At 54.5% G+C, this 25,560-nt stretch carries 22 protein-coding genes and 1 riboswitch; of the genes, 7 read left to right on the plus strand and 15 right to left on the minus strand.

Annotated elements, in window-relative coordinates:
* Positions 1-62: 62 nt before the first annotated feature.
* On the minus strand, positions 63-197 hold the full coding sequence (locus C7387_RS23350; RefSeq protein ID WP_087943268.1) for a protein YdgV: 135 nt from the start codon (positions 195-197) through the stop codon (positions 63-65).
* 166 nt (positions 198-363) lie between these two features.
* On the opposite strand from C7387_RS23350, the gene C7387_RS06220 reads away from it, so the two are divergent.
* A complete protein-coding gene (locus tag C7387_RS06220; RefSeq protein ID WP_120816304.1) occupies positions 364-1,395 on the plus strand; it encodes an AI-2E family transporter in 1,032 nt (343 codons plus the stop codon).
* A 45-nt stretch (positions 1,396-1,440) separates the two neighbouring features.
* On the opposite strand, the gene C7387_RS06225 is transcribed toward C7387_RS06220, so the two are convergent.
* The 13 genes from C7387_RS06225 to C7387_RS06290 all read right to left on the minus strand — a co-directional run bounded on the left by C7387_RS06225 (position 1,441) and on the right by C7387_RS06290 (position 18,351).
* Positions 1,441-2,472 carry a fimbrial protein gene (locus tag C7387_RS06225; RefSeq protein ID WP_120816305.1) on the minus strand — a complete coding sequence of 344 codons (1,032 nt, stop codon included), beginning with the start codon at positions 2,470-2,472 and terminating at the stop codon, positions 1,441-1,443.
* A gap of 21 nt (positions 2,473-2,493) precedes the next feature.
* On the minus strand, positions 2,494-3,069 hold the full coding sequence (locus C7387_RS06230) for a fimbrial protein (protein ID WP_158592517.1): 576 nt from the start codon (positions 3,067-3,069) through the stop codon (positions 2,494-2,496).
* A complete protein-coding gene (locus tag C7387_RS06235) occupies positions 3,053-3,757 on the minus strand; it encodes a fimbrial biogenesis chaperone (protein ID WP_038257580.1) in 705 nt (234 codons plus the stop codon). Before C7387_RS06235 ends, C7387_RS06230 begins: the two co-directional genes overlap by 17 nt.
* 62 nt (positions 3,758-3,819) lie before the next feature.
* Positions 3,820-4,884 (minus strand): FKBP-type peptidyl-prolyl cis-trans isomerase N-terminal domain-containing protein, encoded by a 1,065-nt coding sequence (locus C7387_RS22955; protein ID WP_120816308.1) that lies wholly within the window; start codon positions 4,882-4,884, stop codon positions 3,820-3,822.
* Complete coding sequence (locus C7387_RS06245) at positions 4,881-5,309, minus strand: hypothetical protein (protein ID WP_038257584.1); 429 nt, start codon at positions 5,307-5,309, stop codon at positions 4,881-4,883. The genes C7387_RS22955 and C7387_RS06245 overlap by 4 nt, the downstream gene beginning before the upstream one ends.
* Positions 5,293-6,012, minus strand: a complete 720-nt coding sequence (locus C7387_RS06250; RefSeq protein WP_120816309.1) for a fimbria/pilus periplasmic chaperone — start codon at positions 6,010-6,012, stop codon at positions 5,293-5,295. Before C7387_RS06250 ends, C7387_RS06245 begins: the two co-directional genes overlap by 17 nt.
* Positions 6,013-6,035: 23 nt before the next feature.
* Positions 6,036-8,522 (minus strand): fimbria/pilus outer membrane usher protein, encoded by a 2,487-nt coding sequence (locus C7387_RS06255; RefSeq protein ID WP_120816310.1) that lies wholly within the window; start codon positions 8,520-8,522, stop codon positions 6,036-6,038.
* A gap of 22 nt (positions 8,523-8,544) precedes the next feature.
* Entirely contained in the window at positions 8,545-9,117 is a 573-nt protein-coding gene (locus C7387_RS06260) for a fimbrial protein (protein WP_006819944.1), read from the minus strand.
* Between the two features lie 245 nt (positions 9,118-9,362).
* Complete coding sequence (locus C7387_RS06265; protein ID WP_134436796.1) at positions 9,363-9,962, minus strand: hypothetical protein; 600 nt, start codon at positions 9,960-9,962, stop codon at positions 9,363-9,365.
* A 492-nt stretch (positions 9,963-10,454) separates the two neighbouring features.
* The gene (locus C7387_RS06275; protein ID WP_120816313.1) at positions 10,455-13,841 is read right to left on the minus strand and encodes a molybdopterin-dependent oxidoreductase; all 3,387 of its coding nucleotides are present in this window, start codon (positions 13,839-13,841) and stop codon (positions 10,455-10,457) included.
* Positions 13,842-14,102: 261 nt separating this feature from the next.
* On the minus strand, positions 14,103-15,755 hold the full coding sequence (mqo, locus tag C7387_RS06280; RefSeq protein WP_120816314.1) for a malate dehydrogenase (quinone): 1,653 nt from the start codon (positions 15,753-15,755) through the stop codon (positions 14,103-14,105).
* Positions 15,756-15,965: 210 nt separating this feature from the next.
* Entirely contained in the window at positions 15,966-16,958 is a 993-nt protein-coding gene (locus C7387_RS06285) for a magnesium transporter (protein ID WP_006819937.1), read from the minus strand.
* A gap of 73 nt (positions 16,959-17,031) precedes the next feature.
* Positions 17,032-17,201: riboswitch (M-box (ykoK) riboswitch) on the minus strand.
* A gap of 259 nt (positions 17,202-17,460) precedes the next feature.
* Complete coding sequence (locus tag C7387_RS06290; protein WP_120816726.1) at positions 17,461-18,351, minus strand: LysR family transcriptional regulator; 891 nt, start codon at positions 18,349-18,351, stop codon at positions 17,461-17,463.
* A 112-nt stretch (positions 18,352-18,463) separates the two neighbouring features.
* On the opposite strand from C7387_RS06290, the gene C7387_RS06295 reads away from it, so the two are divergent.
* The 5 genes from C7387_RS06295 (at position 18,464) to C7387_RS06310 (ending at position 23,584) form a co-directional block, all read left to right on the plus strand.
* The gene (locus C7387_RS06295) at positions 18,464-19,315 is read left to right on the plus strand and encodes a Vmh family MBL fold metallo-hydrolase (RefSeq protein WP_120816315.1); all 852 of its coding nucleotides are present in this window, start codon (positions 18,464-18,466) and stop codon (positions 19,313-19,315) included.
* A 152-nt stretch (positions 19,316-19,467) separates the two neighbouring features.
* Complete coding sequence (gene sra / locus C7387_RS06300; RefSeq protein WP_006819934.1) at positions 19,468-19,608, plus strand: stationary-phase-induced ribosome-associated protein; 141 nt, start codon at positions 19,468-19,470, stop codon at positions 19,606-19,608.
* A gap of 177 nt (positions 19,609-19,785) precedes the next feature.
* On the plus strand, positions 19,786-21,483 hold the full coding sequence (locus tag C7387_RS06305) for an NAD-dependent malic enzyme (protein WP_006819933.1): 1,698 nt from the start codon (positions 19,786-19,788) through the stop codon (positions 21,481-21,483).
* 26 nt (positions 21,484-21,509) lie between these two features.
* Positions 21,510-21,761 (plus strand): hypothetical protein, encoded by a 252-nt coding sequence (locus tag C7387_RS22870; RefSeq protein ID WP_134436798.1) that lies wholly within the window; start codon positions 21,510-21,512, stop codon positions 21,759-21,761.
* Between the two features lie 110 nt (positions 21,762-21,871).
* Positions 21,872-23,584, plus strand: a complete 1,713-nt coding sequence (locus C7387_RS06310) for an ABC-F family ATP-binding cassette domain-containing protein (protein WP_120816316.1) — start codon at positions 21,872-21,874, stop codon at positions 23,582-23,584.
* 32 nt (positions 23,585-23,616) lie between these two features.
* On the opposite strand, the gene C7387_RS06315 is transcribed toward C7387_RS06310, so the two are convergent.
* Positions 23,617-24,126, minus strand: coding sequence for an RrF2 family transcriptional regulator (locus C7387_RS06315; RefSeq protein ID WP_120816317.1), 510 nt, complete (start codon positions 24,124-24,126; stop codon positions 23,617-23,619).
* Between the two features lie 134 nt (positions 24,127-24,260).
* On the opposite strand from C7387_RS06315, the gene C7387_RS06320 reads away from it, so the two are divergent.
* Complete coding sequence (locus tag C7387_RS06320) at positions 24,261-25,463, plus strand: NAD(P)/FAD-dependent oxidoreductase (protein WP_120816318.1); 1,203 nt, start codon at positions 24,261-24,263, stop codon at positions 25,461-25,463.
* Positions 25,464-25,560 lie beyond the last annotated feature (97 nt).

A 25,560-nucleotide genomic window follows, 5' to 3' on the forward strand; every position in this document is an offset into this window, starting at 1 on the left:
AACCGAAAAAAAACTATGTTAGTGCCGTGCGCAGTGCGCCAGCGAATGCAGGGGAAGAAAGACTATAGCTCAGAGCGCCAGTGCTGTTCACCAGAGAGCAGGTTGTATGGGGATAGTAAAACGATGTATGTAGAGATGAAAGTTCTGAACATATTGTCCATAAAATTACAATTATCCGCGGTATTGCTTCTCGTCATTGCGGATCAAAATTGTCCTCGGTAGTTAAACACACTATATATTTAGCACAGCGGCACATTTTACTCAAAAGATTTTCAAATCTTTACTAAATGTGACTGGCACGGATAAGTTTATTCTTAATTCGATCGCCATTATGATGTTCTCCGGAAAAGTACAGGAGTCACTATGGTCAAGCCCATCATCACATTTAACGGATTAAAGATAGTCATCATGCTGGGCATGCTGGTCATCATTTTCACCGGTATTCGCCTGGCGGCGGATATCATCGTCCCCTTCATCCTCGCCCTGTTCATTGCCGTGGTGATAAATCCGCTGGTTAACCTGCTGGTGCGCTGGCGCGTCCCCCGGGTACTGGCCATTTCATTGCTGATTGGGCTGATTATTCTCATTGCCGTTCTGCTACTCGCGTCTCTTGGCACTTCGCTGAACGAGCTAGCCCGCACTCTGCCCCAGTATCGTACGTCACTGGTGGTGCCGTTGCAGGACATCCAGCCCTGGCTCACCCGTTTTGGTTTTGGCGTCTCGGCGGGAGAATTGGGGAAATATCTCGACCCTAACGCCGTCATGTCGATGGTAACCGGCATGTTAACCCAGCTCTCAAATGCCATGTCCTCCATTTTTCTGCTGTTGCTGACCGTCATTTTTATGCTGCTTGAAGTCCCGCAGCTGCCGTCCAAACTGCAGCAATTGATGGCGCGCCCGGTTGAGGGCATGGCCGCCATTCAGCGCGCCATCGACAGCGTGTCTCACTACCTGGTGCTCAAAACGCTCATCAGCCTGTTCACCGGCCTGGTGGTCTGGGGCATGCTGGTGATGCTCGACGTTCGCTTCGCCTTTATCTGGGGAATGCTGGCCTTTGGTCTGAACTATATTCCCAACATTGGCTCGGTACTGGCGGCTATCCCCCCTATTCTCCAGGTGCTGGTGTTTGGCCGACTCTATGATGCGCTGGTCGTGCTGGCAGGCTATCTGGTGATAAACCTGGTTATCGGTAATATGCTGGAGCCGCGTGTGATGGGCCGGGGGTTAGGTCTCTCCACCCTGGTGGTGTTCCTGTCGTTGATTTTCTGGGGCTGGCTGTTAGGTCCGGTGGGCATGCTGCTGTCGGTTCCGCTCACCATCATCGCCAAAATTGCGCTTGAGCAATCGGAAGGCGGCAAAAGCATTGCCTTCTTGCTGGGTGATGCCAGTAAATAAACTGAAATAGGCATACAAGCGCTTTGCCCAAAGGGTTTACGGTGGTTACTGCTGCTCAAGAATAAGTATCGCACTGGCGCTGAAAGGACCTGTATCGACGGCGCCCGGTGCCACCGCGGGGTTACGAGTAACCGTAGCCGTCAGCGTATCGTGCCCCTCGCCGTCCTGAAGGCGAGTAGAGAACTTTCCTCCAGGGCTGAGCGGTAAACCGTTTCGGGTTAGCGAGACTCCTACGGCAGGATTAGTGCTGGCAATGACCGCGTCAGAAAAACTTGCGTGCCCGGCCAGGAGATGAATATCCACCGGCAACGTTTTTGCCGCATTGCATCGATAGTCCAGCGTAATGGTCTGCCGGTTTTCGCTTTCCCGCGCCGGAGTCAGAGAGTCAGTAACAATATTTCCGAAGTCAATATGTTCTCCTCCAGGGATGTTAATTTTGCACAGTACCGACACCGGGATAAGACCACTGGTGCTGATAAATATCGGGAGAAAAACAGAACTTTCATCAGGTCTAGGCCAAAAACCTGGAGTACCAATGGCTGGATAAGCAAACATAAGGGGGATTTCGGTTGGGGTAATAATACCCCCACCAATAACATCCCGTGCTAACTCCAGCGTTATGCTGCCCTTTATATGTATATTGGCAGTGAACTGTCCGCTCCTGGCTGGCGGTCGAAAATTCAGCCGGAAAGGGTCATAAGTTGACATGTCGACTCTCACGAACTCAGAGTCTTCAATACTAAACCCGACCAGGTTTAGATCATCGTTTATCTTTCTTTTCCATCCGTCCACACGGGGAAGTCTGATATAAGCATGGGAGTAAGCGATATATAAATCCTTTGGGCTGAGGTAAGAAAACTGATAATGCACGGTCGGATTAAAGGAATGGTCAAAGTTAACCGTAAGCGTTGCCCCTTTGGTATAGCTGGGAAAACGGGCCGAATCGACGCTGATGACCATTTTATCTGTGCTATCGGTCCATATTGCGTCGCCCCGGCAAACGGCGACAAAGCACACGGCAGTCATGCTAATGAGGAAACTGGCCATCCGTTTCAGGGTTAATATGTTTTTCATCATCCATATTCCTGGTCATTAAGGTTAGGGATACCGGAGTACAAAGCTGGCCGTTGAGTGGAAATCACCCATACGAATCGTTTTATTTTTTACGGCATCGTTCGCTCCTTTCAGGGAGGCGAAAACCCGGATTTCGTTGTTTCCTGGTTGCAGAGCGATGCTGACCTTATCCTGATTTATTCTGAGCAATTGCCCCTGCTCGTTTGTCAGCATAATCGCAAAACCTCGTGCCGCTCCGGTAACGGCCAGCAGCCCAGGCTGGTCCCCATCTTCGTCGCCGTAAAAGCGAACATCGAGGCGCTGGCTGTGCCTGAAGGTGCAGTTAAGCACCCGAATAATGATTGTCCGACGGCTGGTCGTGTCGTAATCGTAGAAGTTTTTAACCGGTATGCTCTGGAAGTCCACCCGTTGATGCGCCGAGGCAATATCCAGCTTGCAGGGGGCATGGCTCAGCACGCCGGAAAATGTCAGTTGCGCATATCCCTCATTAGCAGCGCGAGCCGCCGTCACCGCAGCTACCCCTGCGAGGACGCCCAGCGCCAGGATGGAATACCAGCGAAAGCGGCTCTGAATGGGCGCCAGGTTACTGCACTTTGGCACGACAGATCCCCTCCAGGCAGTGGAATATGATCTCAGGCTGGCCCCCGTAGTCGTTGATATAGGAGATAATCGGCTCGGCCAGACGAGGGGCCTTAAGCCTGGATTTGCCCTCCGGAGCAATCATCACAGGAGTCATATCAGAATAACCGCCGTCCCGGTTTTTCAGGCCAGTTACGGTAATGTAATACGGCGTTGGGTTATCGATTTCATAACCGTCGTCGATGCGGTGCAGGATCATTTTACTCTGCCAGACCGAACCGCGGCTTGCCCGAATAGAGGCGGGTCGATAGAACAGTTTGATCCGAGTCTGAAGCGCAATTTGCAGCGCGTTAGCACCGTTGTCCCGGGGCGGGATGCCGCGCAGGTTGAAGTAAAATAGTGATTCTTTATCCTCGGGAAGCCGATGCGCGGCATGCGTCGCGACGATTCGGACCAGGCTGCTGGCGCCGGGTTCAATGCGCTGTACCGGTGGGATGGCAACCAGGAACTCGCTGTTTTTCTTTCCGGCCGCATCCTCCACCCATGCCTGAGCCAGAAAAGGTCGGGTCGGATCATCATTCGTGGCGGTCAGGCTGACGGACGACTCTCCCGCATTCAGAATAATACGGGTGCGGTCCAGGTTTATCGCGGCGTGCGCAGCGCCCGCTATTAGCAGGGTAGCACCGAGAACGACATGGATATCTCGCATTACTTCACTCCTGTTTATCAATAGATTGGTCACAGCCCCTCCCCATTCGTTAAGGAGTGCCATCACTCAGTCGCCGAAGTATGGCGCAGCGGAAACACGTAGTTCCGCGGATCGAAAGTACGGATCATGGTCACCCGCACGGGCAGCGATCCATCCTGCGCCGCCTTCTGCACAACCGTCACGGCACCACCGTACCCGGCCTGCGCTATCGCTTTCTGCCATGGAATGGGCAGATCGCCCAGCGCTGCATTGAGTATTTTCTTCTCCGCCTGCATATCGCGAATAACTGTCCCGTCCGCCAGCATTTCCCTGGCCACCAGGGGGATCACGCTGTGGCGTGTCAGCCCGGAGCGACGACCGGCCTGATCCACGCGGTACCAGACCCCTTCTCCCCCCGCGTGCACTCCTCGCCGCTGCCGGAAATCCATCACAAAGCGGTTTTCTGACGCCAACTGATGTTCATGCGCTTCCCTGCCAGCTCGCCGTACTTCAACGATGGCTCGTTGCTGTGCGTTCTCCAGCTGACGTCCCCGCAGACGAACCTGTCGCAGGAAAACGTCTCTGATCCCCGCGAGCATCAACGCGCGATCGTGCTTCACGCCAGATAACGCCAGCACAGCTTCATTTTGAAGAATCGCTGTGCCAGCCATCACTCCGCTCGCATAGGCGACTTCATCTGCCTGTCCGTGAATGGATGGCCTTGTTTCACCGGGCCTCAGAGCCAGAAAGCCCAGCAGAACCTTCCGGCTCCGTGCCAAAAGTTGTCGCATTTTTTCTGCCCCCCGGTATATCTGGACGCTCCCGTTCCGGCCAGGGCCGCGAGAAACAGGCACACGCTCAGGGATCGATGCTTTTGCACGACCATGATTGTCATCGACACGTTTTTTGTCCTGAAGACGTGGATGCGCGGGTCGGACATCGCGGTCAGAGACCGGGTGTTGAAAAGCTGGCTTAGGGCGAGCGACGGGGTGGTTTCCGGCAACTGGTCCCTCTTCCGCCAGGGACCAAAGCCCGTTCAGTGAGATTTCCGACTCCGGACGCAGGATATCCGCCACCGGCGCCGCCGCCAGAGGCGTGCCAGCAGTGGCCACCCAGATGAGGCCCCCCACAATGCCTGCCAGCCTCATTCCTGTTCGACCTGCTGGCTTAGATTATTTAGCAGAGTGTGGCGAATGTCGGCGCAGACCTTGTTCACCCGGTAGCGGTATAGCGCGTCGATAGTCTCCTGAAGTGGTGGAGACAAGGTGTCGCGAACTCCCGCGTACTGGTGCATTCTCTGCATCAGTACCGTGAAATGACCGGACAGCGGGGATGCCGCCCCCGGGGCTATCGTATTCAGAACCGTGAGCTCCTGCCGACATCGACCGGGCAGCCCGTTATCATCTGCCTGCCGCGCCGGGCGACGATTTTCTTGCTTCGCAGAGGTCGCATTTTTATCTGTCGCGGCCGGCATGCTGCTTTTACGGCTCTGAGCACCGGACATCAGGCTACAACCGCTCAGACACAGCGAGAGCACGGCGAGCAACAGGCAGCAATTACGACTGACTGACATGACAGACACTCCCGTGACAGGAAAAGGTCAGCTCGGGCCGAGCCCCATAGTCGTCGATATACGTCAAAACCGGCACCTGCAGTGTCGGGGACACCATCCGGGTACTGCTCCGTGGCGCAAGCGTCCGTGGAGCGATATCCGCGCTGCGGCCACGCTTCGCCTTCAAATCGACCAGCGTAACGTAGTAAGGGGTCGGGTTATCCAGCCGGTATCCGTCATCCGTCCGGGTCAGAACCAATTTTGTCATCCAGGGGCTGCCGGAGCGTACCGCGAGAGCCGCGGGACGGTAAAAGAGCTTCACTCTGGTCTGCACTGCGAGTTGCAGGACGTTGGGTTTGTCCGCACGCGGGGGAATACCGCGAAGGTTAAAATAGAACAGACTCTCCCTGTCGGCTGGGAGTGTTGATGCCGTCGGGAGTGAGGTGATCCTGACAAGACTGCGGGCGCCAGCTTCCAGGCGTTGCACCGGTGGAACGACGGCCAGGGGAAGCCCTGTTCTGGCGCCTTTTTCGTTTTCCAGCCAGGCCTGCGCCAGCGCCGGACTAGTCGGGTCATCGTTAATCACCGTAAGACTGAGCGACGGTTGACCGGCATCGAAGATAACGCGTGTACGATCAGGGGTGACCGTGGCGTCAGCCGTGGGCCCAAGTAGCCACAAAGCCCCACCCAATGCCGCAGAAATCACCTGCCCTCTGAGTTTCATGTTGTTTTATCCTGTGATTATGGTTATTGAATGCAGCGTAAAATTAGCGTGTCCAGACCCCTGGCAATGCTTGCGGGAACGCGCAGCCGGCATCGGGTCTTTCCATCCCACATGACCCGAAGCCGTTCGCCTTCACGAAGGCCGGCAACCCAGGCCTGACCACCGTCTCCCACGATCCCCCGCTCCCGCCCCCCGTCATCCTGTACGCTGGCCCCGAAAGGCGGCGGCAGTTTTCCGCGCCGGTCGATGGTGACCATTCCCTTCCATCCCTTCAGGACGTCAAATCGGTGGTAGCCAATAGCGCCCTCCGTCAAGGTGGCATCGTTGACGGGGTCCTGCACCTCCACACCCGACGGCAGACGATCGACATCAATGCGGGTATGCAGGCGGTAGTAGCTGCTCTGATTGGTCAGAACCCCCTTCCCCCACCGGTTGGTGACGATTTCGCCACCATTAACCGGGATGCTCCCCGCCGGAGATGTATCAACCATCAGTCGGGTTCCACCGTTACCGTTACCCGGATGCAGCGCCGCCCCCCGGGCGGTGGCGGTAAACCCACCTTGCAGCGTCAATCCAGCGGCCTGGTATCTGTCGTGGGACCAGGCTGCGGTCAGGGACATCTCGCTCCAGTCGCCGGTATGGTTGACATAACCGCTCACAAATGCCGGTGCCGTGGATCCACTGCCTCCCCCGGCGGTCAGCCGCCAGGCGTTGTGCGCGTCCACGGTCCGAAGCCAGGATGCGCTTTGCGTCAGGGAGCGACCATCACGCTGCAGGTCGTAGCTTATAGTGCCTTGTTCCAGCGGCAGGGAGAGACTGACAAAAAGCATGTCATCGCGGCGATGGGCCAACTGTGTTCGGGTAGCAGAGAGACTGAGCGCAAGGTGTTTCAGGCTGAACAGATCGAACAGGCGGCTGACGGTCAGGGTATAGCTGCGGGTGGAGGGACGATCCCAGTAGTTTTGATGGTTGTAGTTGAGGTACATGCTAACACCCGCACCAGAAAAACTTTTATTTATCATTACATTATACATTGACTTGCTGCGTCCCTGCAGAGACTGCGGGTGGTCCTGCAGGCTCAGAAACTGATCCATCGATAAGAAATTACGCTCAGAAAACCGGTAGCCGGCAAAAGTTATGCCTCCGTTCAGCGAGGAAAAGTATTTTGAATAGTTGACGCGCCATGACTTTCCGGCCTCCCGCTCTCCGTTCTGCAAACGGGCTAGTGACTGGGTGACATCTGCAGACAGCGCCCCAAAACCAAACAGATCGCGTCCTACACCAATAGCCATTGCCTGGTAGAGGGTTGAGAGTGTACTTCCGCCATAGAGCGTCCACGCACTGGTGACACCCCATGAAAACTCCGCCATGGTAAACAGGGGGCCGCGCAGACGATGATTGTCCCGGGAAGGCCGGCCGGCGGCGATTTTATAACGTAAACGTCCAGGCCGGGTCAGATAGGGAACGGCGCTGGCATCCACGTCAAAGCGCTGAACCTCTCCGTTCTGCTCCTCTACCCTGACGTTCAGCTTGCCGGTTAATACTGAGCTCAGCGTCTGAATCCGGAAAGGCCCTGCCGGCACCGTGCTCTGGTAGATGACCTGTCCCTGCTGTGAAATAATGACTCTGGCATTGGTATGGGCTATTCCACTGACCTCTGGGGCATACCCCCGCTGATCGGGTGCCAACATGGCATCATCGCTGGAGATACCGAACCCGGTATAGCGCCAGGACTCGAAGATTTCGGTATCAAGGTAGCCTTCCCCCAACGTCGCGCGCGCGCGCAAGGACGGGAGGGGACGGTAGGCATAAAACCGCGCCCAACGGAAATCACGCTGCTCCTCCCTGCCCGATTCACGAGACATCGTGCCCTGATAATCGCCACGGAAGCGCCATGCACCAGCGTTAGCTCCCACGGTACCAAACACGTCTGCACGGGTTTCGGACGCACTCTGCTCCGGCTTGTTCACCGTCGTGCTGAAGTTATAATCGATAAACGCACCAGGGATGCCGTTATCCCAGCGGGAAGGCGGATCCCAGTCCGGATTGCGTTCATCAAGATACGCCTGAGGTAGCGTGATGTTGAGCTCAGCCTGGCTCAGATCGATACGGATGCTCTCTCCCTGAAGCGCAGCCAGGCTAATACATTGATTCTGATGCCATGCGTCCAGCCTGGCCCGCTCAGCCCGACGTAGTCCCAGCAGATCTATGATCCCGGCGGTCAGGCAGACCGTCGGCGTGTCTGATTTTTCAGCACCCTCAGGGTAGACATCCACGTTCTGCGTGCCCAGTCGACGGTCATTCAGGACAATGGTCAACGAGTAGCGTCCGGGCATGACATAACCTGCTGTACTAAAACGGGAAAAATCAACATTACGCGCGTCTTTGGCATCCAGCATGTCGGTATCAAACTCCACGGCCCTGACCGCAGAGGAAGTCGCCAGCATAAAAAGAAGGAAAAAACCGGGCAGGAAATACAGCGACGGTGATGACATATCGACACGTACCATATATTCCTGCTCCGGATCCGAATCACAGATAGGTCAGCGTAAAATTAGCGGTACTGAAGAATTGTCCCGGAACGGGGTCTGCAGTTCCAACCCGTGTCACATAGGCTGCAAACGGAAGATCCTGGTTGCCGTTCTTTATTTCGCGGACGGGGAACGTTTTTCCCAGCGTAATTTGCTGAGAGGAACCATTCTGCAAAATAATCCCGACGTTTTGCGCCGATCCGGTCACTCCCAGAATATTGGGATTATTACCCGTAGGCTCATAGGCGCCGCTGCCAGTAAAGGTGATATATACCGTTTTTGACTTCGTGGCATCGCCAATATTGCAGTTTTTCAGGTTAATGTTGAAGCTTTTCGGGTTCGTTACACCATCCTTCAGGGACTGGAGTGAAGTACTGCCGAGATCAACAGGTTTCCCGTCGTTAGCATCGACTGAACAGGGTGCATCAATGACCGAGCCGGTAAAGTCTACCTTCCCACTCCCCTGGTCGACGACGCCCGGTGACGGATCTGGCGTCGGGTCTGCGGCATACACCGATGACAGCCCTGTGCATAGGGTTGCCACGGCACTCATTAGCATCATTTTTTTCAACATAATATTGGCCTTAATGACAAAATTACAGATTTTATTATTTCTGCTGGGTAACTCCCTAAGTAAACACGATAAACATCAGGCCCTCAGGGATAATACAGGGATAACGGATATTCCTCCTTTAATTATAAGGTGTATTTTTGCAGTACTTTTAATAACAAACCAAAGGCAAGAAATGGCCTTCCTTTTCGTTATTACCAGGAAGCTACTTGTCTCAAGAAAATATTAATTCACACTATATTATCGGCTTAATATTCAGCAGGACCGGGGTCGTTAATATTTTTCATGCCCAATCTGGCCAGCCCGCTTTTTCGCAGTCGGTAGATACTTTTAACAGACAGCCCAGCCTTGTGAGCCTGTACCCCTGCCGGTTCGCCCTGCAGATAACCGCTCAGAACCCATTTTTCCTGCCCCGAAAGCCAGACTGAACCGGTCCGCGACCGGCGAACCACAGGCGGCGTGCAAAGCGCGCTGGCGATGTACTCCGCCGGGTCACGGTCATGGACGACACTCATTGGCGCACAGAACAGACGATGTGCCAGACGGCTCTGCCAGGACTGGCGGTCGTCGAGAAGCATTACCACCCGCCCGGTAGCGACATCACAGACCGGAAGCAGTGCGCTCAGCCAGGCAACAATCCCCGACGAACAAGGGGGGCAGCAGACGAGAAGCGAGGTGACGGTGGTCGGTCTGATGCGGCAATCGCGTTCATCACTGATATGAAAGAAAGGGAGAAGATGGCTGGCGGCATATCCCGCCGTCAGCTGGTACATCCCTTCATTCTGAACACATCGCACCCCTGCAAACGCGACGGCATCGTTCGCCATCCTTAATCCTTCAACACGCATTACATCTCCTTGTTCGTCTTATCGTCGGGATTAGCTCATACCCTTAACCAGATGCGCCTGCATTACATCTGTACTGCCGGAAAAAACAGCAAAATATGTACATCTGGTGAACCTATGTTACTGCCACAGCCCCTTATGATCAATATAATCGATCGATAAATCATTATTAATCGATTTTATCAATTAAACATAATGAAATTGATCGTTACATCTAATCGAGAATAATTATCATTTATTGATTTTGGTCAAAGAAATATCGCATCACTCTGTTTTTAAAGGATGGAAAATTGCTGTATATCAAAACAACGCCGGGAACCTATTTACGCAAATTATGGGTTAAAGCGCCCTATCGGCACGAAGAGAATCGCTATCAGGAGCAAAACATTTGGGAGGATACTGAAGTTTTCCGCCACGCAAGCTACATCCTTATGGCGAACAAAGGGCTGCCACGTTTTACCAGCTGGATTTCACAGGGTAAAACGTGGCGATCGATCAGGCATCAATAACAATATCGCTGACAGGAATACACTGGCAGGCAAGACAAGTGCCGTCACCACGATTATCAGATTCACCGAGTGACTCTACCGCCCCTTCGGTCAACTTCACCGCACAACATTCGCACTGCCCGGCGCGACAGCCTCCGGCCATGCGGATCTTATGTTTTTCTCCCAGTTCCAGCAGCGTCCCGGCAGCCGGAGTCCAGTCAACGGTAACGCCCGACCGGGCGAACACCACTTTGTGGTGGGTTTTGTGCGACGTGATGCGTGGTTTAGGTGCTGCAAACAGCTCCTTAAAGATATCAAAGGCAAAAACACCCCGCTCCCTGAGCCCATTTTCAAGCGCCCGGGTCATGGCTTCCGGGCCGCAGAGATAGAAACGGGCGCGCTGAGAGATCAGCGCCTCATCAAACATTGCAGCATTAATCATCCCTTTCTGCTGATAATCTTCACCCGGTAGCTCGGATGCCAGGGGAGTGTCGTAAACATTCACAATCCGCAGGCGCGGCAGCCGTTGCTCCAGCATCTGCAGCTGCTCGCGGAAGGCATGGCTCTGGCCGTTACGGTTACCGTAATAGAGCCACAGACAGGCCCCCTCGGTGTCGGGCTCCAGCGAAGACAGGAAGCTCATAAACGGGGTGATCCCAATACCGCCGGCAATCATCACCACCGGGGCCTTGCTCTGCGCCGGGATCACAAAATTACCGTCCGGCGCCGTCAGCATCACTTCATCGCCAGGCTGCAGCTGCTGGTGGATCCAACCCGACATCTGCCCCTGCGGCTGCAGGCGAACTGACAGCGTAAAGTGTTGGGCATTACCCGGCGCGTTACTGAGGGTATATGCCCGGCAAATGCCCTGCGGAATATCTTTCGGGAACACGCGGATGAGTACCGCCTGGCCCGGCTGCCACTGCGGTAGTGGCGTACCGTCCAGGGGTACCAGGCTGACGCTTTTCACCCCTGCGGTTTCATTAATCACCTGGCTTACGACAAAGCGTTTCTCCCCCGGCCAGGCAAGCGCACCAGCGGTACGGCGTACCGAGCAGTGCATCATACGCAGCGGCACCGAGCCGCTAATGGCATCCACGCGCTGGTAGTTGCACAAACCGTTATAGTTGCTGGCACCGGCGCCATAAACCGGGCGCTCCGGGAGATTCAGATCGGCGCAGCCCTGCCACCAGCCGTATTCTGCCACCACCACATCATCGTTCATGGCATCATCAATTCTGGCGCGGAACTGCCCGGTTCCGGAGGGGGTTTTGACTTCAATCCAGTCTTTGTTAGCAATCCCCTGCTGCTGTGCCAGGGCACGGCTGACGATCGCTTGTGGATCCGGTGATTTACGGCGCAAAGTGACCAGATGACGGTGCTGGCTATGGCAAAACAGCGGATTTTTCATGGTGGTCAGGCGCAGCGGGAAGTCATCGCTGTGCGGCTGTTCTTCCAGGAATACCGGCAGCGGAGAGTAGCCGTGGCGCAACAGCTTTTCACTGTAGATCTCCGCTTTCCCGGTTTCGGTCGCAAATCCGCGCGGGCGAGCAGCCTCTGCATCACGCAGGGCGTATTTACGCTCATGGTTTGAGAGATTCAGATTGATGCCGCGAGGTTCGGCGCGCAGCATCGCCATCGTCAGGCCGCTCGGTGCCAGAATATGATTGAATCCAGCTTCAATATCGCCGTTAAAGAAGTGCTCACCCATACCCATTTTGCAGGCCAGGCGGAAGGCTATCTCATAGTCCGCCAGCGACTCACCGCGCGGTTTCACCAGCTGCGGGCGCAGCTGGACGTGAGAATCCGCTCGCGCGGAAATTTCAAAACCCACCTTCAGCGCTTCACGCTCCCACAATGTGTTCGCAGGCAACAGAATATCTGCAAAGCGAGAGGTTGGATTTTCAAAATGATCGCAATGAACGTGAAACTCCAGCGCCTTCAGGGCTTCGATACCCGTTTCTACGTTACCGTGGCTTGAAAGCATGTTCGACCCGAAGCAGAACAGCCCTCGCACTTTATAGGGGACCCCTTCCAGCACCGCGCGCTGCAAATCAGCGGTAGCAATATAGCCGCTGGCCGGTGGCCCCAGCGGGCGCTCCTTCACTCCCAGTGCTTTTTGACGCTGGGCTTCAGGCAATAACGACAGTGGGTTCATGACGTTGCAGAGCGGTTTGCTGTAAATCCGGTTGCCACCTTCGGTATCAAACGCGCCGGTCAGCGCGTAAAGGACAGCAATCGCCCGCTCGGTTTGGGTCGCATTCTGGCTTTGGGCGATACCAATCCAGGCATGATAAGCAATACGTGATGAGCCACGGATAAGCGTTGCCGCGGCCAGCTGTTTTTCTGCCGACACGCCGGTGATGTCACTGACATAATCCAGCGTGTACTGCGAGGTGGCCTGGCGTAGTTTTTCCAGCGACGGGGAGACACTTACCTTCTGCCCGTCAGCCAGGGGGATAACGTATTCCCCCGCCAGCGCCGCACGCTGATAGAACGCCTCATCCCCGGCAAGCGTATCGGTACAGGCTCGTGGCTGGTTGTCGAAGGCATCCCAGAGAAGATAATGATTGGTTTTGGCGCTGGCATCGAGATCCTGCTCGCGCAGGAAGAATCCGGTAGTGTTATTCACTAACAGCGGCGCATTGGTCCAGGTTCTGACGAAGGTGTCATCATAGGCCTGCGCCTCAAGCAACTGGCGGATTAAGCCCATCGCCAGCACCACGTCGGTGCCGGGGTTCACGTTAAGCCACAGATCCGCATCGCGGGCAAGTTCGTTCTGGCGCGGGTCAACGACCAGCAGACGCGCTCCCTTTTTACGCCCTTCGCCAATCGCATTTGCCTGAGCAAGCCAGGTAGACGACGGATTATTGCCCCACAGCATAATAAGTTCGGCGTTGCGGTAGTCGGCGGCCGGGGTTATACAACCAAATGTGAACATATGCGCCCCGTCCTTGTGCCAGTTGCACACTTCGGCGCTGTAACACGTGTTCGGGCTGCCGTAGAGGCGAATAAAGCGTTCAATCCACTCGGTACTGTCGATAATCGGCGTCCCGCTCGGGGTGGTTATCGAGAAAGCAACGGATTCCGCCCCACTTTCCGCTTTGAAGGTAGTCAGCTTCGCGGCAATGTCATTCAGTGCCTCTTCCCAGCTAATACGCTGCCAGCCTGGATCCGCCGCCCCTTTTGGCTGCGTACGGCGCATCGGCCAGAGAATACGATTTTCACTGTAGATGAGTTCAGGCGCCGCGCGCCCTTTCATACAGACCGCCCCGCCGGTAGGGTGCTCAGGATCGGGGTGTACTGCCATAAGGCGACCATCTTTGATTTCGTTCAGAGTACCGCAACGGGAACGACAAAGCGCGCAATAACCGGGAGTAAGATGTTGAGACATAACGGGTAACACTCCTATGTCTGGTAAACATAGCAGGATGCCTGGCACGGGTATTCGACAATATTTTTTGGACAGGATGCCGCTGGTTTAGACTGATTTAAACTATTTTTGATAGATTCAAAAAATACACTAAACCAACCTGGGCAGATTGATTCACGTCAACAATGTATCCGGTTGCGACTGAGGGGAAATGGAAAGTGGATGTTTAAAGAAAAAGCCCCTGCATTTCTGCAAGGGTGTGGTGCTTTTTTTCTGCGGTTTTTACAGCGCCATGTCGTGCTGCGGGGAGGATTCCATCGGCTTCGCCTGGGGGATCGCTGCCTGCGGCTGCGTGTTCATCTGCAGAACCGGCGGTTTGGTCAACTGCAGCGTGGCAGCGGTGTCGTCCCATACCTGCTGAGTCAGCGCCACGTTGCCGTTCAGCTTCTGACCGTAGCTCGGCACGATAGTATGGATCTTGCTCTGCCACTCCGGGGAGTTGAACTGCTGCGGGAACATCTGCTTCAGCACGTTCAGCGTGATCGGCGCGGCGGTTGAGGCACCCGGTGACGCACCCAGCAGCGCGGAGATGGTTTTCTCTTTATCTACCACCACTTCGGTACCCAGTTTCAGTACCCCGCCTTTTTCGGCATCTTTCTTGATGATCTGCACGCGTTGACCGGCCTGAATCAGCTTCCAGTCCTCTTGACGGGCGGCCGGATAGTACTCTTTCAGCGCCGCGAAGCGGTCTTCATCGCTCAGCATGACCTGGCTAATCAGGTATTTCACCAGATCAAAGTTATCCAGACCGACGTCGGTCATCGGCATAACGTTGCTGGTGGTCGTGGTGCTCAGCAGGTCAAAGAATGAACCGTTTTTGAGGAATTTGGTGGAGAACGTTGCAAATGGTCCGAACAGAACCACACGTTTACCGTCGATAAAGCGGGCATCCAGGTGCGGAACCGACATCGGCGGAGCGCCCACAGACGCCTGACCATACACTTTCTCGAGGTGCTGTTTGGTCACTTCCGGGTTTTCGGTCATCAGGAAGGAGCCACCCACCGGGAAGCCTGCATAGTTGTCCGCTTCGGCAATACCGGTTTTCTGCAGCAGCTTCAGCGCGCCGCCGCCGGCACCGATAAACACGTATTTCGCATCAATCGCGTGGGTTTCACCGCTTTTCACGTTCTGAATGGTGACGTGCCAGGAGTTATCGTCGTTACGTTTGAATTCGGTCACTTCAGCAGACGTTTCCAGGCTGAAGTTGTTGCTCTTTTTCAGGCTACCGATCAGCTGACGGGTAATTTCACCGTAGTTAACGTCAGTACCCACCGGCGTCCAGGTTGCTGCAACTTTCTGCTGCGGGTCGCGCCCTTCCATCACCAGCGGTGCCCACTGTTTGATTTGCTGATGGTCGGTGGAGAATTTCATACCCTGGAACAGCGTGGTCTGCTGCAGCGCAGCATAACGTTTGCCGAGGTAATCGACGTTTTTATCGCCCCAGACAAAGCTCATGTGCGGCGTAGAATTAATAAAAGCGTGAGGATCGTTCAGAATGCCGCGCTTGACCTGCGCTGACCAGAACTGGCGGGAGATCATAAACTGTTCGTTGATATCCAGCGCTTTGCTCACGTCGATGGAACCGTCCGGGCGTTCCGGCGTGTAGTTCAGTTCCATATTCGCCGAGTGACCGGTCCCGGCGTTATTCCAGCCGTTTGAGGATTCCAGAGCAACACCGTCGAGCTTTTCAACCATCACCTGTTTCCACTCCGGCTGTAATTCCTGCAGCCAGGTGCCCAGAGAGGCGCTCATAATTCCCCCGCCAATCAGCAGGAAATCGGTTTTTTGTGTGGTTTCAGCATTAGCGTAGGTGGCTGAACTTACCAGCATAGCTAATGAAGTCAGCGACAGAATAGTCTTTTTAATTGCAGGCATGATAATGATATCGCATCGCAAAAGTGAAGTGTGAAGCTATATATTAACTCACTTTTACTTTATTTTAAAATTTCATTCACAGATTCGTTAAACCACAGGAAAGGTGTAACAATATTTTTGCTTTTTTTAATTAAAAAAAGCAGCCAGGCTGCTTTAATTGGATGATTAATTGAGGTGGCCGCCCCACCGCGCGTGCGGCGGCAATTTAACTTAAATACCCAGCGTATATTGGGCAATTTTAAAGTAAATAATCAGACCGGTGCCATCAATAAAGGTGGCAATAAAGGGTGCAGAAACCACCGCCGGATCAATACGTACTTTTTGCAACAGCATGGGAATAATAGAGGAAACAATCGCACTCCAGATGGTGATAGCCACCAGGGTCAGACTGACGACGATGGTTATTTCAACACCCACGCCCATCATCCACGCACGGATCCACGCGGCAACACCTATCGTTATCGCAATCAGCAGCGAGGTAGAGACCTCTTTGCGTATGACGCGGCCAAGATTACTGAGATTGGCTTCACCGAGGGCCATGGCACGGACGATGGTGGAGGTTATCTGCGTACCACTGTTACCACCGGTACCAATCAGCAGTGGAATGAAGAACGCTAGTGCGATGGCCGCCTCAAGCTGTTCTTCGAACGCCTTTAATACCGTACCGGTATAGGCTTCCGCCACAAACAGTAATAACAGCCAGACGCTACGTTTACGCCACAGCTCCCAGGGGCTGGTTTCCAGATAAGGCTTTTCCAGCGGTAACGATGCCCCCTGCAGCTGTGCATCTTCAGTATTCTCATCACGCACCAGGTGAGCAATTTCTTTTTCACCCAATACACCAACAATAATACCGTCCTTGAGGACCGGGAAAAACGTCAATGGATGTTTAACATACATATCGCAAAAATCAGTGCGATCGTCTTCTGGTTTTACAGATATAAATTTGCGGTTCACAATGCCACGCACAAATTCATCTGCTTCGTTCATTCTCAGCAATTCTTTTACTGATAATACACCGTGTAAAAAACCCTCTTCGGTGGTAACACAAACGTGGGAAGGAATACGCTCGTCGGTAATTTGTGACAACAGAGTATTGCGCGCTTCCGCAATGGTCATGCTGGCACGCAGGCTGACGTAATCCTGAGTCATGTATTCGCTGATATCATCCGCACGCGGATGGTTAAGTACTAATGGGGTCATAAAAACCTCGCAAGATGTTTAACGGATTAACCGAGCATCACGAGGGCGGTAAACCAGAGCAGGGGTGCAGATAAATCTATCTCCACGTACAGGTTTTGGCACTATACAACGTATCCAGATAACTGGAAGTTACTTTGGGCTGAACCTTAATCCGATAAAGCCTGTCCTAACCTTGGGCATCTCTCGATGTCGTCAGATCAGTAACCTATGTTTGTACAGGAGCCTCGCCAAACGAGATACTGCATAAAGCGAGGCGAATATAGCGATTGCTATAAAAAATAAAAACTGCGGCGAAACAGTTGTTTATTGAAGGTTTAAATAAATATGTAAAATTATAACAAAATACACTATATAATTGCGGTTTAGCTTCGATTTAGGATTAAGAAAAAGAAAGCTGCTATGTTAAAAAGTCAGCCAATGAATAATAAAGAGGAATGGTATATTTTATATTCAGCGAAGCCAGAGCCTCATCTGTAAATATATGTAAGCAACAGTCAGCATCTTATTCCCCACTTAATAGCGTCAACCTGCGCTGCACCTCATCAAGAAATAACGGTAATCCTCCGGGTTGATAGTCCCGGGACATATAGATGCCATAAACAGCCAGCGTCTTCGGCAGCCAGCCTGACAGCAGCGGCTGCAGCAAACCGCGCTCCAGCGCCTGGTGTGCTTCTATTTCCGGTAACATCGCAATACCGCATCCCGCCACAGCGGCTTCCAGTAGTAATGAAGAGATCCCTGCCCCAAGATTTCCACCTACACTAACGGAAACCGACTCCCCTGAACCATCGCTGAAGTGCCATGAAGGCGCGGTGAAATGGCTGTAGTGCAGGCAGTTGTGCTGCGTAAGATCCTGCGGCGTTTGTGGGACGCCGTGCTGCTGCAGGTACGCAGGGGAAGCACAAAGCACCGAGCGGCATACGCCCAGGCGGCGCGCAATAGCGCCTGGCTCAGGATCGTTGGTTATCCGAATCGCCACATCGATACGCTCACCCACCAGGCTCACTGGATGGTTGTTAATATCCAGTTCGAGGCGTAATTGCGGGTAACGACCTAGAAAATCAGGTAATAACGGAGAAACCAGATGCATGGCGGTGAAATGTGCGCACGCTACGCGCAGAGTACCAGAGGGAGTACTGCGCTGGTTCTGCCCTTCTATCTCTTCAGACAGGCGAAGAAGGCTACGCGTTTTTTGCAGAGTATTTTCACCGGCTGCCGTCAGCGTGAGTTTGCGCGTCGAGCGATGGATGAGCCGCGTTCCTGCCCACTGTTCCATCTGTTCCAGATAACGGCTGACCATCGGGCGCGACATGCCCAGCGCCCGCGCCGCCGCGCTGAGGCTCCCCAGTTCACAGATCCGATTGTAAACCCGTGCAGCGATAATCCGGTCCATTTTGCTCTCCATCTGCTCGATTTATGAAACTCAGCATCTCCTTTTTCAGGAATTCTGGCAAATGAGATTTTCCGTACAATAACGCTCATTCACCTGACAATGAGAAACGAACATGAAACTGACAACTCTGGCCCTGCTGACCGCGACCTTTGCTACCACCGCTATGGCGGCCCCGCTGAAACTGGAAACCTACAACCCACAGGAAAACGGTATTTTTCCGGTTTCTTCTACGCTTGTGAGCGGCCCGCACGAAGCGGTGCTGTTTGATGCCCAGTTCAACGTGAAAGACGGCGAAAAACTGGTAGAGATGGTGCGTAAAAGCGGAAAGAAACTGACGCAGATCGTCATTACCTCCGGCGACCCTGATTTCTACTTCGGCCTCGAGCCGCTGGTAAAAGCCTTCCCGGAAGCGAAGATTGTCGCTACCCAGAAAGTGGTCGATCACATTAAAGAAACCAGCAAAGCTAAGCTGACCTACTGGGGCCCGCAGATGAAAGACGGCGCGCCGCAGGTGCTGTACACCCCTCAGCCGATTGCCAGCACCCACTTCAGTATTGATGGTGAAGCGGTAGAAATTAAACAGCCGGAAAGCTACGCCGCTTATGTCTGGATCCCGGGTAACAAAACCATCCTCGGCGGTACCGGCGTTGCTTCAGGTATTCATGTCTGGACGGCTGATACTCAGTCGGTTGAATCCCGTAAAGACTGGCGCGAAACCCTGAAAGGCATGGCGGCCCTGCACCCGCAAAAAGTGATCCCGGGCCACTATCTGGGTGAACTGCCGCAGGGTGACAAAGCCATCACCTTCACCAGCGAGTATCTGTCCCAGTTTGAGCAGGCGCTGAAATCACAGAAAACCGCAGCTGGCGTCATTGCAACCATGAAACAGCAGTATCCACAGCTTAAAGAAGAAAGTTCGCTTGAGCTGAGTGCGAAGGTAAACAAAGGCGAAATGGCCTGGTAAACATTCCTGGATTCAGTTTTGTGGTTTGCTATTTCGCCAGATATGACCGAGTATCAGTACTGCATCAAAATTAATCGATGCGTATGTGGTTAATTTCGTCCGGTTTTTTCCGGGCTAGTCCTTGAAACCAGCAACAGGATTGAGGAGTAACAATGAAATCGAACCGTAAAGCACGTCATATTCTCGGCTTGAGCTACAAACTGTCTAACCAGACGAAAGTGGTACGCGAAGGCGGCCAGGAAACCCAGGTCAACCACGCACATGCCACCGGACGTAAGCGCCGCGCAAAATAAGTTTGCCTGAATCGTGACCGACACCATCTTCCTGGAAGATGGTGTTTTTTTATTTTCTTAAGACCGCCATTTCCCCTTTTTGACAGCACTTGCTTTATACTTTGCCCGCCGCTGTACCCGCCAGCCTGAGGCAGCCTCACCTGCCGGGACTGGAGTGATGACAAAGGAGTGAGTGAGATGTTATTAAATCATAAGAAAAACCGTTCTCTTTATATTCCCTACGCAGGCCCGGTTCTGCTGGAATTCCCGCTGCTGAATAAAGGTAGCGCCTTCAGTATTGAAGAGCGTCGCAACTTCAACCTCCTCGGCCTGCTGCCAGAAGTCGTGGAAACTATTGAAGAACAAGCCGAGCGCGCCTGGATCCAGTATCAGGGCTTCAAAACCGAAATCGATAAACACATCTACCTGCGCAATATTCAGGACACGAACGAAACCCTGTTCTATCGCCTGGTGGGAAATCATCTTGAAGAGATGATGCCGGTTATCTATACCCCGACCGTGGGTGCCGCCTGTGAACGTTTCTCGGAGATCTATCGCCGCTCGCGCGGGGTGTTCATCTCTTATGAAAACCGTCACAACATGGACGATATTCTGCAAAACGTGCCGAACCACAACATCAAGGTGATTGTGGTGACCGACGGCGAGCGTATCCTCGGCCTTGGCGATCAGGGGATCGGCGGGATGGGCATTCCTATCGGCAAGCTCTCCCTCTATACCGCCTGTGGCGGAATCAGCCCGGCATACACCCTGCCGGTAGTGCTGGATGTGGGGACCAACAACCCGCAGTTGCTGAACGATCCGCTGTATATGGGCTGGCGTCACTCGCGTATTACCGACGACGAATACTATCAGTTCGTCGATGATTTCATTCAGGCGGTGAAACAGCGCTGGCCGGATGTACTGCTGCAGTTTGAAGACTTTGCGCAGAAAAACGCGATGCCGCTGCTGACCCGCTATCGCGACGAGATTTGCTCCTTCAACGATGACATTCAGGGAACTGCGGCGGTCACCGTCGGGACGCTGATTGCCGCCAGCCGCGCCGCCGGTAGCCAGCTCAGCGAGCAGAAAATCGTCTTCCTCGGCGCCGGTTCCGCCGGTTGCGGTATCGCTGAACAGATCATCGCCCAGATCCAGCGTGAAGGTCTGAGTGAAGAGCAGGCCCGCGCCCGGGTATTCATGGTTGACCGTTTCGGCCTGCTGACCGATCAGATGCCAAATCTGCTTAATTTCCAGACCAAACTGGTGCAGAAACGCGAGAACCTGAGCAACTGGGATAGCCAGAACGACGTGCTGTCGCTGTTAGACGTTGTGCGTAATGTGAAACCGGACATTCTGATTGGCGTATCCGGCCAGACCGGGCTGTTCTCAGAAGAGATCATTCGCGAGATGCACAAGCACTGCCCGCGTCCGATCGTGATGCCGCTTTCCAACCCGACGTCGCGCGTTGAAGCCACCCCGCAGGACATCATCAACTGGACCGATGGCAATGCGCTGGTCGCTACCGGCAGCCCGTTTGCGCCGGTGGTGTGGAAGGACAAAGTCTTCCCTATCGCCCAGTGTAACAACGCCTATATCTTCCCGGGTATTGGCCTTGGGGTGATTGCATCCGGTGCCCGACGCATTACCGACGAGATGCTGATGTCGGCAAGCGAAACCCTCGCCAAGCATTCACCGCTGGTGAATAACGGCGAAGGCCTGGTATTGCCAGAGCTGAAAGACATCAAAACCGTGTCGCGGGCGATTGCCTTTGCGGTGGGTAAAATGGCTCAGCAGCAGGGTGTTGCGGTGAAAACTTCTGCCGAGGCGCTGCAGCAGGCGATTGATGAAAACTTCTGGCTGCCGGAATACCGCAGCTACCGCCGTACTTCTATCTGACCAAAGCGGCGCTCCAGAGGAGCGCCATGCTGAAAAAGTCTGTCAATAATCTGGTCGCTTATCGTCGCCGCGCGGGAGTGAAGCTTTACCTGCGCGGCCATTCGGATGAGCTGATTTCAGGGGTGGCGAAACCCCATTCATCACGCTACACTGCACTCACCTGTCAACTTACTGAATATATAAGGAGGATCCCCATGCTGTACTGTGAAATTTTCAATGTTTCACATACATTTGGCGATCGTGCCAGCTCAAGCGTTATCCGTATCGTGCTGCGATAACTTTGGCTTGAGCGAAGAAACACACCTTTAATCCCTTCTCTCGGGCTTACCGGGTTATCGTCAGCGATGTTTGACGAGGCACAGCTGTGCCTGTAACTCTTGAGTAAGCAATGAGCACATTACTAACTGCACAATCTCTGCACGTGGACACTCCTTTTGGTCCGCTGTTTTCTGACATCTCTTTCACCCTGAAAAAAGGCGATCGGCTGGGCCTCATTGGCTATAACGGCTGCGGCAAAAGTACGCTGCTAAAGGTGCTGGACGGCAGTGTCGCCCCGACATCGGGCAACGTGGCGCTGGCCAGTCACTGCCTGATGGCGCGCGTGGAGCAGCATTTACCGGACGACGTTCTGGTTCTGACGCTCATTGACGCCGTCTGCGCGCAGCTGCCAACGGCTGAACGCGAGAGTCAGCGCTGGCGGGCAGAAGCATTGCTGGCAGAAATGGGTTTTCGCGACAGCGACCGGGAACTGCCGGCGGCAAGCCTCAGCGGCGGTCAGCACACTCGCCTGCTGCTGGCGCGGGCGCTGATGCACCAGCCGGACCTGCTGCTGCTTGACGAACCCAGCAACCACCTCGACCTGCCGACCCTCCTGTGGCTGGAAGACTTCCTGAAAACCTGGCAGGGGAGCTTCATACTGGTTTCCCATGATAGCCAGTTACTGGATGCTGTAACTAATGGCAGTTGGATCCTGCGCGACCGCACCCTGCACGGCTTTTCCCTGCCCGCAAGCGCCGCACGCCAGGCGCTGACGGTCCAGGATGAGAGCGACGCCCAGCGACACAATGCCGAGCAAAAGGAGATTGACCGTATCACCGCCAGCGCCAAACGGCTTGCCGTCTGGGGACGGGTGTACGACAACGAAGATCTGTCGCGAAAAGCCAAACAGATGGAAAAGCAGATTGACCGTCTGAAGGAGAGCCAGACCGAGGTTACGGCAGGTACGCACTGGCAGCTACAGCTGCACGGCGATGCGCTGCGTGCCGACCGGCTGCTGGAGATGCAGGCGCTGAGCGTTTCTCCGGCACCTCATGTCCCTTCCCTGTTTACCGCCCCGCTGGCACGGCTGAAAAGTGGTGATCGGGTAGCGATAATGGGGCGTAACGGCTTCGGTAAATCGACGCTGTTGAAGCATATCTGGCAGCACTACCCGAACGGTGACGGCGAACAGCTTAAGATCCACCCGCGCGTAAACCTCGGATACTACGACCAGACCCTGCATCAGCTGGCTGATGATGACACGCTGTTTGACGCGCTGGAGCGTTTTGCTCCGGCACCGGAGGCGCGCAAAATGGCGTTAATCAGTGCCGGGTTCCCATGGGCTCGTCACGGGCAGAAAATCAGCACCCTCAGCGGCGGCGAACGTTCGCGGCTGCTGTTTGTCGGGTTATCTCTCGCCCGCTACAGCCTGCTGATGCTCGATGAACCGACTAACCACCTCGATATGGAGGGCAAAGAGGCGCTGGCAGAAACGCTGCAACAGTATGCCGGCGGCGTCCTGCTGGTGAGTCACGATCGGCAGTTAATCAGCCAGAGCTGCAATCGCTTCTGGCTGATTGAGAACGGCGAACTGACGGAATGGCACGACCTTGATGCCGTATATGCACGTTTGCGTGACGCGAGCATGCCGGCTGTCCGCGACACGATAACCAGCATCACCGCGCAGACCGCGGAGGTTCATCATGAAGAGCAGTTACTGGAGCGGCTCGTTGAGCTGGAGACGCGGCTTGCCGACGATCTGGCCCGCAAGCCGAAGCATCAGAAACCCGCGCTGCAGGCGCAGTGGCGGGAAGAGATAGCGCAGTTAACGGCAAAACTGTAGGGCAATAACATAAGGCGGCGCGAGTCGCCGCCTTATCTCCCGACCCGTCGGTCAGCGATCCACTCCTGCACTTCCACCACAAAGGTGTCCGGCGCTTTGCGATACATTTTGCGCGCCAGGTCGAGAATGGTGTGGCGAGCCAGCTCCTCTTCCATGCGCTGCTGTGCGCTGTCCATAACTGAACGCACGCCGCAGGGACCATCGCACACCCACTCCGGTGGCTGTTCGTCAAACAGCGCCAGCCGCTGGCGCACTTCCCGGCACTCAAACATATTCTTCTCGCCGTCGATGGCGTGAACCACATCCAGCACGGTGATAAGCTCCGCGGCACGGGCGAGTTTGAAGCCTCCGCCCTTACCTTCGCTGCTGGAAACCAGCCCCCCGCGCGACAAACGGGTAAAAATCTTCGCCAGGTAGTCATAGGGCACACCCTGCAGCTCGGCCATCTCGCGCACGCTCATTTCGCGGGCTTCTCCCCGCGCATCCACCATGCACATCAGGCTGTGGATCCCGTACTCCACGCCGGAACTGTAAAACGCCATAAAAAACTCCGCTTGTCGACTGTCAGCCGCATTATACAGATTTTAACTCAGAAAAAACTTGTCGGAGTTAACTCCGACTAGTATAGTCCGTGTTAATTCGAAAGCACACGCCTTAAGTCAAAAAAGGATCTCTCATGAAACAACGTATTCTTATCGTCGGTAGCGGCTTTGCCGGAATGTGGGCCGCCGTCAGCGCCGCGCGTCTGGCGTGGGTTAATCAGAACGACACGCTGGAAATTACCGTACTTTCGCCGCAGCCTGAGCTGCGCGTACGTCCGCGTTTTTATGAAGATAACGTAGCTTCCCTGGTGGCACCGCTGCAGCCTTTGTTCGACGAGCTTAACGTTAACTATCTTGAAGGCTACGCTGAACGCATTGATGAAAAAGAGAAAATTGTCTGGTATCGCAATTCTCTGCAGGAGATAACACACGTTGACTACGATCGTCTGATCCTCGCCAGCGGCAGCCACACCCAGCGTGCAAACGTTCATGGCATCAATGAATTCACCTTCGACATTGACCAGCTCGCCAGTGCTCAGGTGCTGGAAAAACATCTTCAGTCGCTGCCGCAACAGCCGGAAAGCGAAGCGCGTAATACGGTGGTGGTGTGCGGCGGCGGTTTTACCGGCATCGAGCTGGCCACAGAGCTTCCTGCTCGTCTGCGCCAGATTTTTGGTGATGATACGAAGACTAAAGTAATCGTAGTTGAACGAGGTTCAGTGATTGGAGGACGTTACAGCGAAGCGCTGCGTGACACCATTCGTGAGGCGTCTGATAGCCTCGGTATCGAGTGGATGCTCAATAGCGAAGTAGAAAGCATCACCCAACACGGCGTGACGCTGAAAGACGGCACAGACATCGCCTCCTCCACGGTAATCTGGACCGCAGGGGTACGAGCCAGCAGCCTTGGTGAGCAACTCCACGCCGAGCGCGACGCGCAGGGTCGTTTCATCGTCGATGAAAACCTGCAGATTGCAGGTCAGCAGGATATCTTTGCCACCGGTGATATGGCACACGCCAGAACCGACGATGCAGGCAACGTTGCTCTGATGACCTGCCAGCACGCCATTCAGTTGGGTAAATTTGCCGGTCACAACGCGGCGGCCAGCCTGCTCGGCATTGCGCCGCTACCGTATCGTCAGGTGAACTACGTAACCTGCCTCGATCTCGGCGGCTGGGGGGCGGTGTATACCGAGGGCTGGGAGCAGGAGGTAAAACTGGTACGAGAAGAAGCCAAAAAGCTGAAAATCGCCATTACCAATGAGCTGATTTACCCGCCAAAAGCCGACCGGGAAGTGGCCTTCGCCGCCGCCGATCCGCTGGCAAAATTCGTCTAGCATTGCTTTGCCGCTCCTTTCATGGAGCGGCTTTTTATCCCCTCTTCCCGGCAATCATGCTTGCCCGCGCAAGGTAGATTACACTTCAAAGTACGGC

The sequence above is a fragment of the Yokenella regensburgei genome, from assembly GCF_003634235.1.
GTDB lineage: Bacteria > Pseudomonadota > Gammaproteobacteria > Enterobacterales > Enterobacteriaceae > Yokenella > Yokenella regensburgei.

Bases quoted from the DNA above. Each gene is read 5' to 3' on its own strand.
- C7387_RS06250 (WP_120816309.1), bottom strand. From the start codon at position 6,012: ATGAAACTCAGAGGGCAGGTGATTTCTGCGGCATTGGGTGGGGCTTTG.
- C7387_RS06275 (WP_120816313.1), bottom strand. From the start codon at position 13,841: ATGTCTCAACATCTTACTCCCGGTTATTGCGCGCTTTGTCGTTCCCGT.
- C7387_RS06265 (WP_134436796.1), bottom strand. From the start codon at position 9,962: ATGCGTGTTGAAGGATTAAGGATGGCGAACGATGCCGTCGCGTTTGCA.
- C7387_RS06315 (WP_120816317.1), bottom strand. From the start codon at position 24,126: ATGGCGTTTTACAGTTCCGGCGTGGAGTACGGGATCCACAGCCTGATG.
- C7387_RS23350 (WP_087943268.1), bottom strand. From the start codon at position 197: ATGACGAGAAGCAATACCGCGGATAATTGTAATTTTATGGACAATATG.
- C7387_RS06260 (WP_006819944.1), bottom strand. From the start codon at position 9,117: ATGTTGAAAAAAATGATGCTAATGAGTGCCGTGGCAACCCTATGCACA.
- C7387_RS06290 (WP_120816726.1), bottom strand. From the start codon at position 18,351: ATGGACCGGATTATCGCTGCACGGGTTTACAATCGGATCTGTGAACTG.
- C7387_RS06220 (WP_120816304.1), top strand. From the start codon at position 364: ATGGTCAAGCCCATCATCACATTTAACGGATTAAAGATAGTCATCATG.
- C7387_RS06235 (WP_038257580.1), bottom strand. From the start codon at position 3,757: ATGCGAGATATCCATGTCGTTCTCGGTGCTACCCTGCTAATAGCGGGC.
- C7387_RS06225 (WP_120816305.1), bottom strand. From the start codon at position 2,472: ATGATGAAAAACATATTAACCCTGAAACGGATGGCCAGTTTCCTCATT.
- C7387_RS06320 (WP_120816318.1), top strand. From the start codon at position 24,261: ATGAAACAACGTATTCTTATCGTCGGTAGCGGCTTTGCCGGAATGTGG.
- C7387_RS06245 (WP_038257584.1), bottom strand. From the start codon at position 5,309: ATGTCAGTCAGTCGTAATTGCTGCCTGTTGCTCGCCGTGCTCTCGCTG.
- mqo (WP_120816314.1), bottom strand. From the start codon at position 15,755: ATGCCTGCAATTAAAAAGACTATTCTGTCGCTGACTTCATTAGCTATG.
- C7387_RS06295 (WP_120816315.1), top strand. From the start codon at position 18,464: ATGAAACTGACAACTCTGGCCCTGCTGACCGCGACCTTTGCTACCACC.
- C7387_RS06310 (WP_120816316.1), top strand. From the start codon at position 21,872: ATGAGCACATTACTAACTGCACAATCTCTGCACGTGGACACTCCTTTT.
- C7387_RS22955 (WP_120816308.1), bottom strand. From the start codon at position 4,884: ATGAGGCTGGCAGGCATTGTGGGGGGCCTCATCTGGGTGGCCACTGCT.
- C7387_RS06255 (WP_120816310.1), bottom strand. From the start codon at position 8,522: ATGGTACGTGTCGATATGTCATCACCGTCGCTGTATTTCCTGCCCGGT.
- C7387_RS22870 (WP_134436798.1), top strand. From the start codon at position 21,510: ATGCTGAAAAAGTCTGTCAATAATCTGGTCGCTTATCGTCGCCGCGCG.
- C7387_RS06305 (WP_006819933.1), top strand. From the start codon at position 19,786: ATGTTATTAAATCATAAGAAAAACCGTTCTCTTTATATTCCCTACGCA.
- C7387_RS06285 (WP_006819937.1), bottom strand. From the start codon at position 16,958: ATGACCCCATTAGTACTTAACCATCCGCGTGCGGATGATATCAGCGAA.
- sra (WP_006819934.1), top strand. From the start codon at position 19,468: ATGAAATCGAACCGTAAAGCACGTCATATTCTCGGCTTGAGCTACAAA.